Here is a 16,917-nt window from a genome sequence, read left to right on the forward strand (position 1 = left end):
GCGTCATGTCCGACGAATCCGCCGTCCTGATCGAAGGCCCCTGGCGGCATCGGTCGGTGAGCGCGGGCGGCACCCGCTTCCACGTCGCCGAGCTCGGCGACGGGCCACTGGTCCTGCTCGCGCACGGGTTCCCGGAGTTCTGGTGGACCTGGCACCGGCAGCTGGAGACGCTGGCCGCGGCGGGCTACCGCGCGGCAGCCGTCGACCTGCGCGGGTACGGCGGGAGCGACAAGCCACCGCGCGGGTACGACCTGGTCACGCTGGCGGGCGACGTCGCCGGGCTGGTGCGCTCGCTCGGCGAGGCGAACGCCACGGTCGTCGGCCACGACTGGGGCGGTCTGCTCGCCTGGACGATGGGCGTCTACTACCCCAAGGTCGTGCAGCGCCTCGTCGCGGTCTCGACCCCTCATCCGCTGCGCCTGGGCCACTCGCTGCTGACCGACCTGCGCCACCAGGGCTGGGCGGCCCGCCACGCGCTCGGCTTCCAGCTGCCGATCGCGCCCGAGAAACGCCTGGTCAAGGACGACGCCGCCCTCGTGGGTGAGCTGCTGCGCGACTGGTCGGGGCCGGGCTGGCCGGACGCCCGTACCGAGGAGGTGTACCGCACGGCCTTCCAGATCCCGGCCGTCGCCCACTGCGCGCTGGAGTACCACCGCTGGACGATCCGCTCGCTCCTGCGCCCGGACGGCATCCGCTACTCCCGCCGCATGCGCGCCCCGATCCGCGTACCGGTGCTCCACCTGCACGGCGCGCTCGACCGTACGGTGCTGCCGCGCAGCGCGCAGGGCTCGGGCCGCTACGTCGAGGCGCCGTACCGCTGGAAACTGATCGAGGGCGCCGGACACTTCCCGCACGAAGAACGCCCCGAGAGCTTCGACAAGGAGCTCCTCGGCTGGCTGTCCGACCCGGAGCCCGACCGCTGATGAACCGCGACGAGACACGCCGGACCCGCGACGAGGCGGGCCGGGCCCGCGACGCCCGCGACCGCGACGAGGCGGGCCGGGCCCGCAACGCCCGCCCCCGAGACGCGTACGGCCGCCCGCTCCCCCACGGCGCGCAGGGTGAGGAACGGGTGCCGGACGACTACGCGGCGCCGCCGGAGGAGGCCCTGGCCGAGGCGCAGCGCCTGCTCGACGCCGACCGCCCGTTCCACGCCCACGAGGTGCTGGAGGCCGCCTGGAAGGCCGCCCCGGACCCCGAGCGCGAGCTGTGGAAGGGCCTGGCCCAGATGGCGGTCGGCTTCACCCACGTACGGCGCGGCAACGCCCAGGGCGCCCAGTCTCTGCTCCGCCGCGCAGCCGACCGCATCGCCCCGTATGAGGCGGCGCCGCACGACGTCGCGGCGGTCCGCCTCGCCCAGGAGGCTCGCGCGCTCGCGGACCGCATCGAACGCGACGGCCTGGGATCGGTGACCGACCGCGACCTCGCCCCGCGCCTTACCTGAGCGGTCGGCCTGGCACCGTCTCGGTTTCGATCGCCGAGTTCTCCGTTGGATGCGCTTGGGCGCTGCGGCGCGCCTGGCCGGCCCGGCCCCAACGGGTCCTTCCTCCGGTCTTGAAGATGGACAGGGTGACGGCGGTCCACAGGAGGACGACGAAGAGGATCATGCAGATCACCAAGGTGAGGCCGAGGCCTCCGGGCTCGGCGGCCGGATCCTGGGTGCGGTTCTCAAGCTGCTCGATCCAGGTGCTTTCCACCGTGGCGATGACCGGCAGGCTCACGGCGATGACGAACTTGAGCAGCACCCACCAATGCCTGATCAGCCCCCAGGGTGTCCCGAGGGAGACCACGAGGCCGGAGAGGATGGCCGCGAGCGCGCTCGGGATGACGATGGCCAGGTCGAAGACGTGCATGAGTTCGTACGCGCCGTGCCGTATCACGTGGTCGTCGGCGGTGGCCGCGGCGATGGCGAGGGTCGTCATCGCCAATGACAGGCCCAGCCAGCCGACGCTGATGCCAACGTGCAGCGTCAGCCACACCTTGCGCGCCCGGCGCTTGAGCTGAGGGAAGCGCGGCTTCATCCGGGCCACGATCACTGTGGACAGCAGCATCCCGGCGAACGGCACCTTGTGCGCGAGAAGGAAGAAGAACTGCGGCGGGATGAAGACGAGGTGGAGAAGGATCAGGGTCTTCCTGGCGCTTACCGCCGAGCGCGGCCGGTCGAGCGCCCATGCGCAGCCCGCCGTCAAGAGCGCGACAAGCGTGTAGCCGGCCACACCGGTCCGCTGAACAAGGGGGTAGGGAGGGTCGGACCTGAGCCCGATCAGTACCGCGGCCACGGCGCAGAAGAGCGCGAAGGCGACCTGCCAGTTGCGCCGGTCGGGGCCGCTCAGTGAGATCTGAGGCATGGGATGCTGTCCTTTACCTGGGAGTACGTACGGCGACAGCACGCGGCCACACGTGCCCGCGGCGTAGGTTGGCGCCCACCGCTGGTTCGTGCGCTGCGTGGTTTTCTCCGGCCGATCCGGCCGGGTGTAGGTCTCCCGGATCAGATGGGCCGCCGAGTTGCCGCTCGGCGGCCCATCGCACTCCGGGAGCCGGGGCTGTTCGGTCTTGGTCATCACCTTCCCGGCCAAAAGTGACTGATGAGATAGTCTCACTTGAGACTATCTCATATACTCTAAACTAGAGAGGTGATCGGCGATCCGCGCGATGATGATCAGGCCCTCGGAATGCTGTTGGCCGCCGCGCACTACAACGCCCGGCGAGCGCTTCAGGACGGGCTGCGGCCGCTGGGCATCGAGACGCGTCACTTCGCCGTGCTGACGGCCCTGGCGCAGCACGAAGCGATCAGCCAGCGGCAGCTCGGCCAACGGCTGGGGCTGGACAAGTCGACCATGGTCCGGATCTTGGATGAGCTCGAACGGCTTGGGCTGGCCTCCCGGCTCCGCACCGAGCACGATCGCCGCGCCTACACGATCCAACTGACTCCGCGAGGCCGGGAACGCGCCCACGAGGCCGACAAGATCGCTGCCGCGCTGGGCAATGACCTTTTCGGCTGGCTGGATCCCGCCGAACGAGAACAACTCGTCGCATCGCTGACGAAAATCGCCGAGAAGACCACCTGACGGCGAAGACGAGGCCGGCCATGCGCCAACGCCACCGAGGGCCACGGCCCCGCGTCCCTCACCTGGTGGTGGGCTTCACCTACGTACGGCGAGGCAACGCCCAGGGCGCCCAGCTCCTGCTCCGCCGCGCCGCCGACCGCATCGCGACCTGCGACCCGGCCCCGTACGGCATCGCCACCGCGTTGGCGGCCGTGTCCCGCATGGGCTAGCGACGCGCGAAAAGTATTCCCCCGAACTCGCTCTCGGCTGAGCTGAGAGTCATCTGTGCCTCGACCGTGAAGCCGGCGTCGTTGAGCCAGGCGGCCACTTGGCCCGGCTGGCGGCGATGGACATGGACGTTCATCGGGTGGCCTCCGTAGCCCTGTGTCTTCAGCCACGACTCATCACCGATGTGGAAGCTGAGTAGCAGCGGACCACCGGGCCGCAGCACTCGCCGGAAGTGCGCGAGGACCAGGCCGATCTCGTCGTCGGGAACGTGGATCAGTGAGTACCAGGCGACCAGGCCGGCCAAAGAGGCGTCGGCGACATCGAGGTCTGTCATGGAACCGATCTCGAACCGTAGGCCCGGATGATCACGCCGAGCCACCTCGATCATCGCGGGGGACAGATCGATCCCGAACGTGTCCACGCCCAGTTCACGCAGGTAGGCCGTGATTCTTCCCGGCCCACATCCCACGTCCGCGACCGGCCCCCCGCCGATGGTGCGCACCAGGTCGGCGAACAGCGCCAGGACCGAGCGTTCGTACGGCGTCTCGTCCAGGAGATCGCGCACCTGGTCCGCATAGCTGGTGGCGACGGTGTCGTAGGACCTCCGGGCGTCTGCCAACCAGCCTTCGGGATTCATGCCCGACACGGTAGTTCGTTCTTCTCAGCCGGGTTCAGTCGGAGCAGGACTGGGTGGACACCTCGTTGACCGCGTTCACGCCCGCCTGGGCGTCGGGGGCCACCTCGGCGGCGGTCAGGACGTAGCCGGTGTCCTTGTTGTCCAGCGCGGCGGCGAAGACGACGCCGTAGACCTTGCCGTTCGGGGCCAGGAGCGGTCCGCCGGAGTTGCCCTGCTCGACCAGGGCCCGGATCGCGTAGATCTCGCGGGTGACCTGGCCGGAGTGGTAGATGTCCGGGCCGCGTGCCTTCTGCTTCGCGCGGATGCGGGCCGGGCGGGTGGTGAAGGGGTGGTTTTTCGGGAAGCCGGCCACCACGGCGTCGTCGCGCGTGTGGGCCGTGCCGTCGAACTTCAGCGTCGGCAGGGACAGGCCCGGCACGTCGAGGACGGCCACGTCGCGCTTGTAGTCGTACAGCACCACCCGGCCGCTGAACGTGCCGCTGCCCATGGTGAACACCCGGGGGTTGGAGTCGACGCCGGCGACCACGTGGGCGTTGGTCATCACGCGGCCCGGGGCGTACACGAAGCCGGTGCCCTCGATCTTGCGCTGGCAGCTGCGGGCGGTACCGATGATCTTGACGATGCTCTTGCGGGCCTGGCGCAGCTCGGGTGTGTTGAGGATCTTGTTGTCCGGGGGCGGGACGTCGACGATCGACTCGCCGCCGAGCCCGCCGAAGACCTGCGGGAAACCGGTCTTGGAGACGAACCCGCGGAAGGAGGAGAACCAGGTCTCGGCCTGGTCGGGCATGAAGGCGTTCACGCCGTGCAGGATGGTGGAGTCCTTGACCTGCGTGCGCGGCCACACGAACGGCGAGGTGACCAGCGAGGTGCCGATCAGCCACGCGACGATCAGGACCGCGACACTGCTGACGCACGCGCCGCCGACCGCGTCGACGCTGCGGGCGGAGTCCCACGTCACACGGCTGCGCAGGGCCGAGCCGACCGAGGAGGCCAGCAGCTGGCCCAGGGTCGCGGTGAGGAACGGGATCACGATGGCCAGCAGGGCCTGCTGGGCCGGGCCGTCGACGACCGCCTTGACGATCGGCGGCGCGATGAGCATGCCGACGATGACGCCGCCGACGAAGCCCACGAAACTCAGCGAACCGACGATGAAGCCCTGTCGGTAGCCCGAGATCGCGAACAGAACGACGAGCGCCAGAAGAATCAGATCGAGAAGGTGATCGCCCAGCACTGGTTCACCGTATAGCGGAAAGGCCGTCGCGCACGTCCCCTCGGCGGACCAGATCCGCTCCGGCAGAGTACGTATGCGGGACTACTCGCGTTCGCCGAGCCTGATGACCTCGGGCGGAAGCTCTTCGACGCGGCTCTTGTCCCATGGGAGTTCCCAGCCTCCGACCTGGAGTACGCGGTGGAGGATCCCGGCGGTGAATCCCCATACGAGCATGCCACGAGCGCGGAAGGCGGGCCCCAGATGTCCGGAGGGACCGCGGATCCGCAGCCGGTTGACCGGGTCGGCGAGCTCGGAGATCGGCACCCGGGCCACCGAGGCGACCTCTCCGGGGTCTCCGGCGGCGATCGCGGACGGCTCACGCCACCAGGCGACCACGGGGGTCACGCGGTAGCCGCTGTGGGAGACGTACAGCTCGGGCATGGTCGCCAGCACGGCGACGCCGCCGGGGTCGAGGCCGGTCTCCTCGGCGGCCTCGCGCAGCGCGGCGCCGACCGGTCCGTCGTCGCCGGGGTCGATGCCGCCGCCCGGGAAGGCCGGCTGCCCGGCGTGCTTGCGCAGCGTGTCGGCGCGCTGCAGGAGCAGCAGGTCGGGACCCTCCGGGCCCTCACCGAACAGGATGAGGACCGCGGCGGCGCGCGCGCCGTTGGCGGGCGGCCTCAGCTGCTCGGGCACCTCGGTGGCGGGCGCCGCGGCCACGAAGTCGCGCAGCCACTCCGGGCAGTCCGGGACGTCGAACGCGCGGGTCACGAGAACGGACCCGGCCGGACCAGCTTGCTCGCCGTCTTCTCATCCGTCGGCCCCTCGCCGAACGACGGGCAGAGCGGCGCGAGCGGGCAGGCACCGCAGGCGGGGCGCCGCGCGTGGCAGATCCGCCGGCCGTGCCAGATCAGGCGGTGCGACAGGATCGTCCAGTCCTTACGCGGGATCAGCTCGCCGACCTCGTACTCGATCTTGACCGGGTCGGTCTCGGTGGTCCAGCGGAACCGCCTGACCAGCCGGGAGAAGTGCGTGTCGACGGTGATGCCGGGCACGTCGAAGGCGTTGCCGAGCACGACGTTGGCGGTCTTGCGCCCCACTCCGGGCAGCTTGACCATCTCCTCGAGCGTCCGGGGCACCTCACCGCCGAAGTCGTCACGGATCGCCGCGGACAGCCCCATGACGGACTTGGTCTTGGCGCGGAAGAACCCGGTCGGCTTGAGGATGCCCTCGACGTCTTCGGGGTCGGCGGCGGCCAGGTCCTCAGGCGTGGGGTACTTGGCGAACAACTCCGGAGTCGTCAGGTTGACCCGCTTGTCGGTGGTCTGCGCCGAAAGCACCGTGGCGACCAGCAGCTGGAAGGGGGTCTCGAAGTTCAACTCGCAGTGAGCGTCGGGATAGGTCTCGGCCAGCACTCGGTTGATCTTCCGCGCCCGCCGCACGAGCCCCAGACGCGTCTCGGACTGCCACTTGCGGGCTCGCGCTCGTGGGGTCACATCCGTCGCCATGCCTGCCAGGGTAGAGCGTCGGGACGGGGCCGCGACCACGGTTCCGCATCGCGCCGGTGCCGCGGGCCCGCAGGGGCGGCCGTACGAACCGAATGACGGTAATCCCTGGTCGGCGCGGACGGAACGTGAGAGTAAAAGGGGGGCCGCGTCACGTTCACACTGCGACGTGCGTCACACTTATGGTCGTAGGTTACCGAGGAGGAAACGTGAACGACCGCGACGTCGAGGTGCTCGGCCGCGCGCCGCTCTTCGAGGCGCTCGACGAAGAGGGATCGAAGGCGCTGCGCGCGACGGTCACAGAGGTGCACCTGTCACGTGGTCAGACGCTGTTCTCCGAGGACCAGGAGGGCGATCGCCTCTACGTCATCCTCGAAGGCAAGATCAAGCTTACCCGTACGGCCCCCGACGGCCGGGAGAACCTTCTCAGCGTGTTGGGGCCGAGCGAGATGTTCGGCGAGCTGTCGCTGTTCGACCCGCGGCCCCGTACGGCGAGCGCGATCGCGGTGACCGAGGGGCGGCTGGCCGCGCTGAGCCACAGCGACCTGTGGCCGTTCCTCAAGGGCCACCCCGAGATCGGCATCCACCTCCTGCGCGCGCTGGCCCAGCGGCTGCGGCGCACCAACGAGATCATGGCCGACCTGGTCTTCACCGACGTGCCGGGCCGGGTCGCCAAGGCCCTGCTCGACCTGGCCGAGCGCTTCGGCCAGCCGACCGAGACCGGCCTGCACGTCCACCACGACCTGACGCAGGAGGAGCTGGCCCAGCTCGTCGGCGCCTCCCGCGAGACGGTCAACAAGGCCCTGGCCGACTTCGCCCAGCGCGGCTGGCTCCGCATCGAGGCCCGCGCCGTGCAGGTCCTCGACATCGAACGCCTCCGCAAGCGCTCCCGCTGACGGCAGGGCCGCCCGGTGCAGGCGGCCCTCCGCTCTCGTCAGGGACGGGCGCCGAGCGTGTTCACCCAGCCCATCGCCTCGTACGTCATGGTCAGATCGGGCGACCCGCGGCGTCCGGACTCCTGGGCGAGAAGCCGCCCGTGCTCGGATCGACGATCAGGCGGATCTCCGAACCGTCCCTGGCCTCGGCCGCCGATCCCGCGGTGAGCGTCACGCCGCGACGGCCCAACGCGTCGGTGGCCGGGCCGAGGGAGTGGATGCCCGGCTGCCCGGCGAGCACGCGGTAGAGCGCGGCCCGGGCGCCCGGTGTGAGCGGTCCCGCGAGCAGGTCCTGCGCCTCGCCGAAGACGTACTGCGTGAAGTCGCCACCCGACGGCTCGCCGTCGTGCCGTTCGGCCGACCGGTTCTCGTGCCCGAACCAGACCCGCAGCGTCCGATCCAGGGCGGCCGGGTCGGCGGGCAGCCTCATCAGCGCGTCAACGGTCTTGTCGCGCTGGGTGACGCTGAGCTTCACCTTTGAAAAGTCGTAGTTTCCCACCTGCGGCTTCTCGGACTCGTCCAGCCCCCACCGCCGCTTGGCGCCGGCGCTCAGCCGCTGCCACTTCGCCTTGTCGGCCGGTGAGGCGAAGCGGATCGCCCGGTCGATCCCGGTGATCGTACGGTCGTGGCGGTCGCGGCCGGACCAGCTGTCCTCCGTCTGGGACACGTACGCGCTGAGCGGCGGGGACTGGAGCTTGCGCGCAGGCGCGCCCTTGGGAAGCTTCTTGGCGATCCCCCTCTTCTGCGCGGCGGAGAGGCTGACGGGGCTCAGGAATGAGGTCTCGCGTTCACGGACGTACCAGTAGGCGCCCGTGGTGGCCGGCGCCTTCGCGGCGCTGTCGGCACTGGCCAGGAGCACCGAGCGTGCGTCCATGGTCTGCACGGGCGCGGGCCGGCCGTGCCCGCCCGACCCGTCCGTGGCGACGATGACGCCCGCCGCCGCGGCGGCGACCGCCCCGGCGGCGAGTGTCGCCACCAGCAGGCGCGGCATCCGGCGCCGCATCGTGCGTGCCAGAACGGCCGGGTCGGCGCCGTCCCACGCGGCGGCCAGATCCCGGTCGCGGCGGCGAGCGTGCGCCTCGGCGACCAGCGTGTCCAGGTCGGCCGGCCGGAGCGTACGGAACATGTCGTCGGCGTTGCGCTGCTTCATCGGAACTCCAGAGCTCATCGGCTCGCCTGGTCGGCGACGCGGGAGGCGGGACGGTGGGTACGGGGCGTGGGCGCGCTGTCGATCGCTCTGGTGAGGCGGCGGCGCGCGGTGCAGGCGGACGAAGAACGTCGCGGTCGAACACCCGACGACCTGGGCGGCCTCCCGCGGGGCGAGGCCGTGCCACATGACGAGCGACAGCAGTTCGAGGTCGCCGTCGGGGAGCCGCGCGATGGCGGCCAGCGCGCTGTCCCGCTCGACGACGTGATCCGCGACGTCCCACGCCACCAGGTCCGCGCCCGTGGTCAGGGCGATGATCCGGTCGACCAGCGCACGGCGCCGCAAGCCGTTGTCCCGCTGCTTGAGCAGCAGGTTGCGGGCCACGCCGAGAAGCCAGGGCAACGTTACTTCCGTGGACCCCCGCCCACCTTTACCGCCCTGACCGGAAAAGTCCGGACTACGGCTCGGCCGCGAACCGTGCCGGGTCGAGGAAATCCACCGCGCAGTACGGGTCCTCGCCGGTCACCAGCTGGGCGAGCAGCTCACCGACACCGGCCGCGTGCTTGAAGCCGTGCCCGCTGTCCCCGCCCGCCACGACGAGACGGGACCGTCCGGGAGGCCGCCCGACCACGAACTGGCCGTCGGCCGAGTCCGTGACCATGCACGGGATGACCTTCGCCGGCCGTGGGTCCAGCCCCGGGAACGCCGTCGCGACGGCGGCGGACAGCTCGTCCAGGTCGCGGGCCGGGTGGATGTACCGGTCGAGCTCTTCCGGGTCGACGACCTCGTGCGGCTCGTCGCGGTCCAGGCCGACCTTGACGCCGAAGTCCTCGTCGGAGCCGTGGCCCCACAGCCCGTCGCCGTTCTCCCGACGCCAGATGAACGCGGGAAAGCGCGCGAGGGTGAAGTCCTGCGACGCCGGGTCGCGCGGCGCGAACCAGTACAGCGGCGTGCGCCGCGGCCGGAGCGGCAGGCCGGGCACGAGCGTGCCCAGCCAAGCGCCGGCCGCCACGACCACCTGTGCGGCGCGGAAGGCCACCGTCGGCGTCCGTACGGTGACGCCGTCGTCGTCGGCCTCGATCCCGGTGACCATCGTGTGCGGGTAGACGTCGGCACCCAGCCGTCGCGCGGCGGCGACGTGAGCCCGTACGCTCCGCTCGGGGTAACAGACCCCCGCGCCCGGGTCCCACACGGCGACGTCACCGGGCGCGAGGCCCGCGTACTGTGGCTGCCGCGCGACCAGCTCCTCATGGCTCAGGGACGACACGGGCACCCCGGCTGCCGCCGCGGCCTCCAGCGAGCCGCGTACCGGCCCGCTGTCCGGCGCGCCGGTGCTGAGGCAACCCGTCTGGCGTACGAGCGTCTCTCCGATCTGTTCGCCCAGCGACGTCCACAGCTCAAGAGTCTTCAGCGCGATCGGCGGCAGCCCGGGATGCTCCTGGCACGCGACGCGGAACAACCGGGTCTGACCGTGCGAGGAGCCCAGGTGGTGGCCGATGGCCTGGCGTTCGACGCCGGCGACGTCGACGCCCCGGTACGCCAGCCGCCACAGCGCCGCCGAGCCGAACGCCCCCAGCCCGACCACGACGACGTCCTTGCGCAGCGTCTCCATCAGGGTGAGATCCCGCGTTCGGCGAGGTACTCCAGCTGCGCCGCCACCGATGACTCGGCGACCGGCCACAGGGAGCGGTCCACGTCGACGTACACGCGTTCCACCACCTCCCGGGCCGTACGGGCGCCGGCGGCGAGGGCGTCCTCGACCTGCTGGAGGCGTTCGCGGCGGTGGGCGATGTAGTAGTCCAGCGCGCCCACCGGGTCGTCGAGCTTCGGCCCGTGACCCGGCAGGATCACCCGCGTGCCCTCGGCCATCGCGCGCAGGCGGTCCAGGGAGGTCAGGTAGTCGCCCAGGCGATGCACCACCGTCGTGCCCCGGCCCAGGACGGTGTCGCCGGTCAGCACCGCCTGGTCGGCGGGCAGCCAGAACGTCAGCGAGTCCGGCGTGTGCCCCGGCGTCTGCATGACCCGCAGCTCCAGGCCGTCCAGCTCCACCACGTCGCCCTCGGCCAGGCCCTCCTCACCGAGCCGCAGTGCGGGGTCCAGCGCGCGTACGGGCACCCCGCCCACCATCGACGCGAACGTACGGGCGCCCTCGGCGTGGTCCGGATGGCCGTGCGTGAGCAGCACGAGCGCCACCGGGCCCGCCAGCTCGGCGACCCGGCGCAGGTGCCCCGCGTCCTCCGGCCCCGGGTCGATGACGAGGGACCGCGCGGCACCCGGCTCACGCAGCACCCACGTGTTGGTGCCGTCCAGGGTCATCTCGGAAGGGTTCGGCGCCAGCACGCAGAGCGTCCGCTCGGTCCCCATCCCGTCGATGCTCATTGGTCGCTCGCCCTCCTCACTCGCTCCGCGGGCGACTTGCTCCGCGGCACCGCCCACTCCGCTCGCTGCGTCGGGGTCGCTCCGTGCTCATTGGTCGCTCGCCCTCCTCACTCGCTCCGCGGGCGACTTGCTCCGCGGCACCGCCCACTCCGCTCGCTGCGTCGGGGTCGCTCCGTGCTCATTGGTCGCTCGCCCTCCTCACTCGCTCCGCGCTCACAGGCTGACCCCCTCAGGCATGACGAGATACACACCGCCGTCGATGACGCGGGCGGAGGGTACTCGGGGCTGGATCGTGCGGCGCGCCGCCAGCACGGCGGCCACGGAGTCGTACGCGGCCAGCTCGGTCAGCGTCACCAGCGTCGGCGGGAGCATCGGCATGTCACCCCGCCGGGCGGCTTCCGCCGCGTCGCCCGGCCGGATCCACAGGACCCGGTCGGACTCGGTGCTGACGTCGCGGGTGTGCTGGCCCTCCGGAAGCGCGGCGACGAAGAACCTCGTGTCGTAGCGGCGTTTTTCGACCTTTGGGGTGATCCAGTGCGCCCACGGGCGCAGCAGGTCGCCGCGGAGGACGAGGCCGCGCCGGGCGAGCAGCTCGGCCAGCGACGACGACCGGTCCAGCAGCGCCTCCCGGTCGGCCTCCCAGTCGTCGGCGCTGGTGTCGGGCACGATGGCGTCCTCGGCCGGACCGGCCAGCAGCACACCCGACTCCTCGAAGGTCTCGCGTACGGCGGCGCAGACCAGCTCGCGGGCGATCGTCTCGTCGGCGCCGAAGGCGGCGCCCCACTCGGTCGGGGACGGCCCGGCCCAGCCGATCGTGACGTCGCCGTCGCGCCGGTCGACCGAGCCTCCGGGGAAGACGTAGGCGCCCGGCGCGAACTTCATCGACGACACCCGTCGCAGCAGGTAGACGAGGAGCCCGGCCGGGGAGTCGCGGAGGAGGATCACGGTGGAGGCGTCGCGCGGCGTCACCGCCTCCACCCTGCCCTCGCTGATGTCTCGTGCGCGTTCGGCCAGGCCATCGGGCAGCCGGAAGCCGGGTGAGTCCGCCAAGGCGCCTCCTCGCTCAGGACGGTCCCCTGCCGACAGGGGTGTACCGGCCGAACGCTATTCGACTTCGGCGATCAGCTCTACCTCTACCGGGGCGTTCCGCGGCAGTACCGCGACGCCGACCGCGCTGCGGGCGTGCCGTCCGGCGTCGCCGAACACCTCGCCGAGCAGGTCGCTCGCTCCGTTGATCACCTGCGGCTGGCCGTAGAAGTCCGGCGCGCTGGCCACGAAACCGACGACCTTGACGATGCGCCGTACGCGCGACAGCTCGCCCACCTCGGCCCGTACGGCGGCGATGGCGTTGAGCGCGCAGACCTTGGCCAGCTCGGCGGCGCGTTCGAGGTCGATCTCGGCGCCCACCTTGCCGGTGGCGGTCAGCTCGCCCTTGACGATCGGCAGCTGCCCGGAGGTGTAGACGAACGCGCCCGAGCGCGCCGTCGGCACGTACGACGCCAGCGGCGTGGCGACCTCGGGAAGCTCAAGACCGAGCTCGGCGATCCTCTCCTCGGGCGTACTCACGCCTTCTCCCGCTTCAGGTAGGCGACGAGGTTCTCGGGGTTGGGGCCGGGAATGACGGTGACGAGCTCCCAGCCGTCGTCGCCCCAGTTGTCGAGGATCTGCTTCGTCGCGTGCACCAGCAGCGGCACGGTCGCGTATTCGTAGCGTGTCATGAGCGGCACTCTAACCGTCCCGGCGGCGTCACTCCGGCCGCAGGCCCGGCTCCGGTCCGAGGTAGTCGGGGTCCTTGTCGGCCCGTTGCGGAACGTTCTGAACCGCAGCTCCGCCGGGGACTCGCGGCCGAGTGCCCGCAGCGCCTCCACGGCCTGCGTGGCCGGCGGTCCGACGTCCGCCCACACCGCCGGCTCGCCGAGCGTCCAGTCGGCGACGTCCGGGTAGTGCTGCCGGCCAGGGCCCAGCCCAACGCCTTGAGCCGCCCGATAATCGCGCGTACTCGTGAGTATTGCCGGTGCCCTACTGCGGAGGCTGCTTCGGCGACTCGATCCCCGGGTGGTGAATGGGCGCCTCAGCCTCCAGGCCCGGCACGGGCGGAACGTCATCGGCCGAGCCGATGGACGTGGGCTCGTCGGCCTTGGCGAGGTCCTCCTCGGCCTTGGCCAGGCGTTCGGCCAGGTCGGGCCGGTGGCCCTCGGTGCGCTCCGGCTCGCCGCCGCCGACCGCCCGGTCGAAGAACCGCAGCAGTTCGACGGGGAAGGGCATGACCAGGGTGCTGTTTTTCTCGGCCGCGACCTCGACGACGGTCTGCAACAGGCGGAGCTGGAGGGACGCCGGGTCCTGGGCCATGACCTCGGCCGCGGCGGCGAGACGCTTGGACGCCTGGAACTCACCGTCGGCGGTGATGATGCGCGCCCGCCGCTCCCGCTCGGCCTCGGCCTGACGGGCCATCGAGCGCTTCATGCCCTCCGGCAGGGAGACGTCCTTGATCTCGACTCGCTGGACCTTGATCCCCCAGGGAGCCTCGGTGGCCTGGTCCATGATCCGCTGCAGCTCGACATTGATCGTTTCTCGGTCGGACAGGAGTTGCTGCATGTCCGCCTGGCCGATGACGGACCGGAGAGACGTCTGCGCGACCTGGGAGACCGCCCAGTTGTAGTTCTGCACGTTGACGATGGCCTTGACCGGGTCGATCACCCGGAAGTAGACCACCGCGTCCACGCGCACGCTGACGTTGTCCTGTGTGATCCCCTCCTGAGCGGGCACACCCATGGCGACCGTCTGCATATTGACCTTGGTCATCCGGTCGATCGCGGGAAAGATCAAGGTCAGCCCGGGCGCACGGAAGTGCGGCTGCACCTGGCCGAGACGGAACACCACGCCACGCTCGACCTGCTGCACGACCTTGACGGACGAGACGACGATGAGCAATACGAAGAATGCGAGGACGCACAGGAGAATGATCGCCGCTTCAGCCACGAGGCTCACCTTTCTGACGGCCACTTCCCTCTATGTCCGACACTAGCCCTTCACGTGGGAGGCGTGTCAGACGTCACTTGCACTCGCCGGGAACCGGCCTCGAACCGGACGATAACCTCGCAAGAGTGAGGGCGAGAGACACCGATTGGGACGGCGTGCGCCTGCACGTGGTCACCGGCAAGGGCGGCACCGGGAAGACGACGATCGCCGCCTCGCTCGCGCTGGCCCTGGCCGCCGGAGGCCGTAAGGTCCTGCTCATCGAGGTCGAGGGGCGCCAGGGCATCGCCCAGTTGTTCGACTGCCCGCCGCTGCCGTACGAAGAGCGCAAGGTGGCGATCGCGCCCGAGGGCGGCGATGTGTACGCCCTGGCGGTCGACCCCGAAGAGGCGATGCTCGAGTACCTGGAGATGTTCTACAACCTGCGCCGGGCCGGCAAGGCGCTCACCCGCCTGGGCCTCGTCGACTTCGCCACGACGATCGCGCCCGGCCTGCGTGACGTCCTGCTCACCGGCAAGGCCAGCGAGGCCGTACGCCGCAAGGACAAAAAGGGCCACTTCATCTACGACGCCGTCGTGATGGACGCTCCGCCGACCGGCCGCATCAGCCGCTTCCTCAACGTCAACGCCGAGGTCGCCGGGCTCGCCAAGGTCGGACCGATCCGGCATCACGCCGACACCGTGATGAAGGTCATCCGCAGCCCCGAGACCGCCGTCCACTTCGTCACGCTCCTGGAGGAGATGCCCGTCCAGGAGACGGTCGACGGCATCGCCGACCTGCGCCAGATCGGCCTGCCCGTCGGCGGCCTGATGATCAACATGGTCCGGCCGCCGATGCTGCCCGAGGCCGACCTCGCCGCCGCCCTCACCGACGAACTGGACCTCGAGACCATCCGCATGGGCGTCAAGGCGGCCGGCGTGGAGGATGACGCCGCGGAGATCGCCCAGGCGCTCGCCGCCGAGGCCGCCGACCACGCGCGGCGCACGACCTTGCAAGGACGCGAGATGGCCCGGCTCACCGACGCCGACGTGCCGCAGTACGAGCTGCCGCACCTCAGCGACGGCATGGACCTGGCCGGGCTGTACGAACTCGCCGAGGAGCTCAGAAGGCAGGGGGCGGCGTGAAGGTCCCTCCGGTGTTCGACATCGACACCCTCATCGACGATCCCGACACGAAGATCATCGTGTGCTGCGGGTCCGGCGGCGTGGGCAAGACCACGACCGCGGCGGCCGTCGGCGTACGCGCGGCCGAGCGCGGCCGTGACGTCGTCGTGCTGACCGTCGACCCGGCGCGGCGGCTCGCGCAGGCGCTCGGGCTGACCGAGCTGGACAACACTCCGCGCCCGGTCGAGGGCGCCGAGGGCGACCTGCACGCGATGATGCTCGACATGAAGCGCACCTTCGACGAGATCGTCGAGGCGCACTCCGATCCCGAACGCGCGCAGCAGATCCTGGCCAACCCCTTCTACCAGTCGCTGTCCTCGAGCCTGTCCGGCACGCAGGAGTACATGGCGATGGAGAAGCTCGGCCAGCTGCACCGCTCCGGCGACTGGGACCTCATCGTCGTGGACACGCCGCCGTCACGCTCGGCGCTGGACTTCCTCGACGCGCCCGAGCGCATGGGCCGGTTCCTCGACGGACGGCTCATCAAGCTGCTGATGGCGCCGGCCAAGGCGGGCGGGCGGTTCGGGATGAAGGTGGTGACCGCCGGGTTCGGCATGTTCACCAGCGTCATCACGAAGGTGCTCGGCGGTCAGCTGATCCGCGACATGCAGACGTTCGTGCTGGCCTTCGACACGATGTTCGGCGGCTTTCGCGAGCGGGCCGAGCAGACCTACAGGCTGCTTCAGGCACCGGGCACAGCGTTCCTCGTCGTGGCCGCGCCCGAACCCGACGCGCTGCGCGAGGCGTCGTACTTCGTGGAGCGGCTCGCCGAGGAGCACATGCCGATGGCCGGTCTGGTGGTCAACCGCGTGCACCGCTCGGACGCCTCACACCTGTCGGCCGTGCGCAGCCAGGCCGCCGCCGAGACGCTGGAGGCGCGCGGAAGTCACCGGCTCACCGCGTCACTGCTGCGGCTGCACGCCGAACGCATGCACATCACCGCGCGGGAGACGCGGCTGCGGGAGAGCTTCATCTCGTCGCACCCGAGCGTGCCGGTCGCGACCGTCGGCGCCATGGCCGAGGATGTCCACGACCTGGAGGGTCTGCGCGCCATCGGCAGTGACCTCGCCGGTGAGGCCACCGAGCCCGCGGCATGACGATGGCCCTCGCGGCATGACGATGGCCCGACCGCCCTCGTGGCGGCCAGGCCGGACGATGAATCAGCTCGCGACGAGCTCTTCTTCTGGGTCCTGAGACCGCTCGTACTGCTCCTTGGCGGTCTCGAGCAGCTCACGCCACGACGTAACGTCGGGACGCCGACGCAGCAGCGCACGGCGCTCGCGCTCAGTCATGCCGCCCCACACACCGAACTCGATGCGGTTGTCGAGGGCGTCCGCGAGACACTCGGTGCGCACTGGGCAGCCACGGCAGATCAGCTTCGCCCGGTTCTGAGCGGCGCCCTGCACGAACAACGCGTCGGGATCCGCGTTACGGCAGGCGGCGCGGGCGGTCCAATCAGTGATCCACATCTTGGCCCCACTCCCCTTGGTCGGTTGTCGTTGCGAGCCCAGGCCGGACGGGCGCGGACGTCAGGCCGCCATACGAAAGCCGTGGGGAAGAACTTACGGAACGACGGGAGGATTCAACAGTCCCCGATGGGCCCATTCTCGAAATAGCCCCTCCGGGCCATCCGACGGCAACGAACTAGTCATCCGTCTGCGGTGACCTGTGCCAAATGTACGTCTCGTCCCGC

General features: G+C 70.8%; 20 protein-coding genes. 7 read left to right on the plus strand and 13 right to left on the minus strand.

The window, feature by feature from the left end; translation table 11 throughout:
• Positions 1–5 precede the first annotated feature (5 nt).
• Both OG417_RS00750 and OG417_RS00755 read left to right on the plus strand, forming a co-directional pair.
• The gene (locus OG417_RS00750; protein WP_329248165.1) at positions 6–923 is read left to right on the plus strand and encodes an alpha/beta fold hydrolase; all 918 of its coding nucleotides are present in this window, start codon (positions 6–8) and stop codon (positions 921–923) included.
• Complete coding sequence (locus tag OG417_RS00755) at positions 923–1,444, plus strand: DUF309 domain-containing protein (RefSeq protein ID WP_329248167.1); 522 nt, start codon at positions 923–925, stop codon at positions 1,442–1,444. Before OG417_RS00750 ends, OG417_RS00755 begins: the two co-directional genes overlap by 1 nt.
• Here OG417_RS00755 and OG417_RS00760 read toward each other — a convergent pair.
• The gene (locus OG417_RS00760; protein WP_329248170.1) at positions 1,437–2,348 is read right to left on the minus strand and encodes a hypothetical protein; all 912 of its coding nucleotides are present in this window, start codon (positions 2,346–2,348) and stop codon (positions 1,437–1,439) included. The genes OG417_RS00755 and OG417_RS00760 overlap by 8 nt on opposite strands.
• A gap of 285 nt (positions 2,349–2,633) precedes the next feature.
• Here OG417_RS00760 and OG417_RS00765 point away from each other — a divergent pair, with 285 nt between their 5' ends.
• Both OG417_RS00765 and OG417_RS00770 read left to right on the plus strand, forming a co-directional pair.
• Entirely contained in the window at positions 2,634–3,068 is a 435-nt protein-coding gene (locus tag OG417_RS00765; protein ID WP_329248172.1) for a MarR family winged helix-turn-helix transcriptional regulator, read from the plus strand.
• A gap of 20 nt (positions 3,069–3,088) precedes the next feature.
• Entirely contained in the window at positions 3,089–3,277 is a 189-nt protein-coding gene (locus tag OG417_RS00770) for a hypothetical protein (RefSeq protein ID WP_329248175.1), read from the plus strand.
• Here OG417_RS00770 and OG417_RS00775 read toward each other — a convergent pair.
• The 4 genes from OG417_RS00775 to nth form a co-directional block, all read right to left on the minus strand.
• Positions 3,274–3,912, minus strand: a complete 639-nt coding sequence (locus OG417_RS00775; protein ID WP_329248179.1) for a class I SAM-dependent DNA methyltransferase — start codon at positions 3,910–3,912, stop codon at positions 3,274–3,276. The genes OG417_RS00770 and OG417_RS00775 overlap by 4 nt on opposite strands.
• 34 nt (positions 3,913–3,946) lie before the next feature.
• Complete coding sequence (locus OG417_RS00780; RefSeq protein WP_442875646.1) at positions 3,947–5,143, minus strand: MarP family serine protease; 1,197 nt, start codon at positions 5,141–5,143, stop codon at positions 3,947–3,949.
• Positions 5,144–5,224: 81 nt separating this feature from the next.
• Positions 5,225–5,890, minus strand: a complete 666-nt coding sequence (locus OG417_RS00785) for an NUDIX hydrolase (protein ID WP_442875647.1) — start codon at positions 5,888–5,890, stop codon at positions 5,225–5,227.
• Entirely contained in the window at positions 5,887–6,627 is a 741-nt protein-coding gene (gene nth / locus OG417_RS00790; protein ID WP_329248182.1) for an endonuclease III, read from the minus strand. Before nth ends, OG417_RS00785 begins: the two co-directional genes overlap by 4 nt.
• Positions 6,628–6,806: 179 nt before the next feature.
• Between nth and OG417_RS00795 the strand changes: the two genes are divergently transcribed.
• The gene (locus OG417_RS00795; RefSeq protein WP_329248184.1) at positions 6,807–7,520 is read left to right on the plus strand and encodes a Crp/Fnr family transcriptional regulator; all 714 of its coding nucleotides are present in this window, start codon (positions 6,807–6,809) and stop codon (positions 7,518–7,520) included.
• A gap of 91 nt (positions 7,521–7,611) precedes the next feature.
• Here OG417_RS00795 and OG417_RS00800 read toward each other — a convergent pair whose 3' ends face one another.
• The 7 genes from OG417_RS00800 to OG417_RS00830 form a co-directional block, all read right to left on the minus strand.
• A complete protein-coding gene (locus OG417_RS00800; RefSeq protein WP_329248187.1) occupies positions 7,612–9,108 on the minus strand; it encodes a CU044_5270 family protein in 1,497 nt (498 codons plus the stop codon).
• 55 nt (positions 9,109–9,163) lie between these two features.
• Positions 9,164–10,318 carry an N-methyl-L-tryptophan oxidase gene (gene solA, locus OG417_RS00805; RefSeq protein WP_329248190.1) on the minus strand — a complete coding sequence of 385 codons (1,155 nt, stop codon included), beginning with the start codon at positions 10,316–10,318 and terminating at the stop codon, positions 9,164–9,166.
• Positions 10,318–11,085, minus strand: coding sequence for an MBL fold metallo-hydrolase (locus OG417_RS00810; RefSeq protein WP_329248193.1), 768 nt, complete (start codon positions 11,083–11,085; stop codon positions 10,318–10,320). The genes solA and OG417_RS00810 overlap by 1 nt, the downstream gene beginning before the upstream one ends.
• 213 nt (positions 11,086–11,298) lie before the next feature.
• The gene (locus OG417_RS00815) at positions 11,299–12,135 is read right to left on the minus strand and encodes an NUDIX hydrolase (RefSeq protein ID WP_329248195.1); all 837 of its coding nucleotides are present in this window, start codon (positions 12,133–12,135) and stop codon (positions 11,299–11,301) included.
• Positions 12,136–12,189: 54 nt separating this feature from the next.
• Complete coding sequence (locus OG417_RS00820) at positions 12,190–12,651, minus strand: RidA family protein (RefSeq protein WP_329248198.1); 462 nt, start codon at positions 12,649–12,651, stop codon at positions 12,190–12,192.
• Positions 12,648–12,803: a hypothetical protein gene (locus tag OG417_RS00825; protein WP_285584477.1), complete on the minus strand. Its 156-nt coding sequence runs from the start codon at positions 12,801–12,803 to the stop codon at positions 12,648–12,650. The genes OG417_RS00820 and OG417_RS00825 overlap by 4 nt, the downstream gene beginning before the upstream one ends.
• Before the next feature lie 301 nt (positions 12,804–13,104).
• Complete coding sequence (locus OG417_RS00830; RefSeq protein WP_329248201.1) at positions 13,105–14,064, minus strand: slipin family protein; 960 nt, start codon at positions 14,062–14,064, stop codon at positions 13,105–13,107.
• A gap of 125 nt (positions 14,065–14,189) precedes the next feature.
• Between OG417_RS00830 and OG417_RS00835 the strand changes: the two genes are divergently transcribed.
• On the plus strand, positions 14,190–15,185 hold the full coding sequence (locus tag OG417_RS00835; protein WP_329248204.1) for an ArsA-related P-loop ATPase: 996 nt from the start codon (positions 14,190–14,192) through the stop codon (positions 15,183–15,185).
• Positions 15,182–16,321 carry an ArsA family ATPase gene (locus OG417_RS00840; RefSeq protein ID WP_329248206.1) on the plus strand — a complete coding sequence of 380 codons (1,140 nt, stop codon included), beginning with the start codon at positions 15,182–15,184 and terminating at the stop codon, positions 16,319–16,321. The genes OG417_RS00835 and OG417_RS00840 overlap by 4 nt, the downstream gene beginning before the upstream one ends.
• 63 nt (positions 16,322–16,384) lie before the next feature.
• Here OG417_RS00840 and OG417_RS00845 read toward each other — a convergent pair whose 3' ends face one another.
• Complete coding sequence (locus OG417_RS00845) at positions 16,385–16,693, minus strand: WhiB family transcriptional regulator (RefSeq protein WP_285584468.1); 309 nt, start codon at positions 16,691–16,693, stop codon at positions 16,385–16,387.
• Positions 16,694–16,917: the final 224 nt, after the last annotated feature.

The sequence above is a fragment of the Actinoallomurus sp. NBC_01490 genome (genome assembly GCF_036227085.1).
Lineage (GTDB): Bacteria > Actinomycetota > Actinomycetes > Streptosporangiales > Streptosporangiaceae > Actinoallomurus > Actinoallomurus oryzae.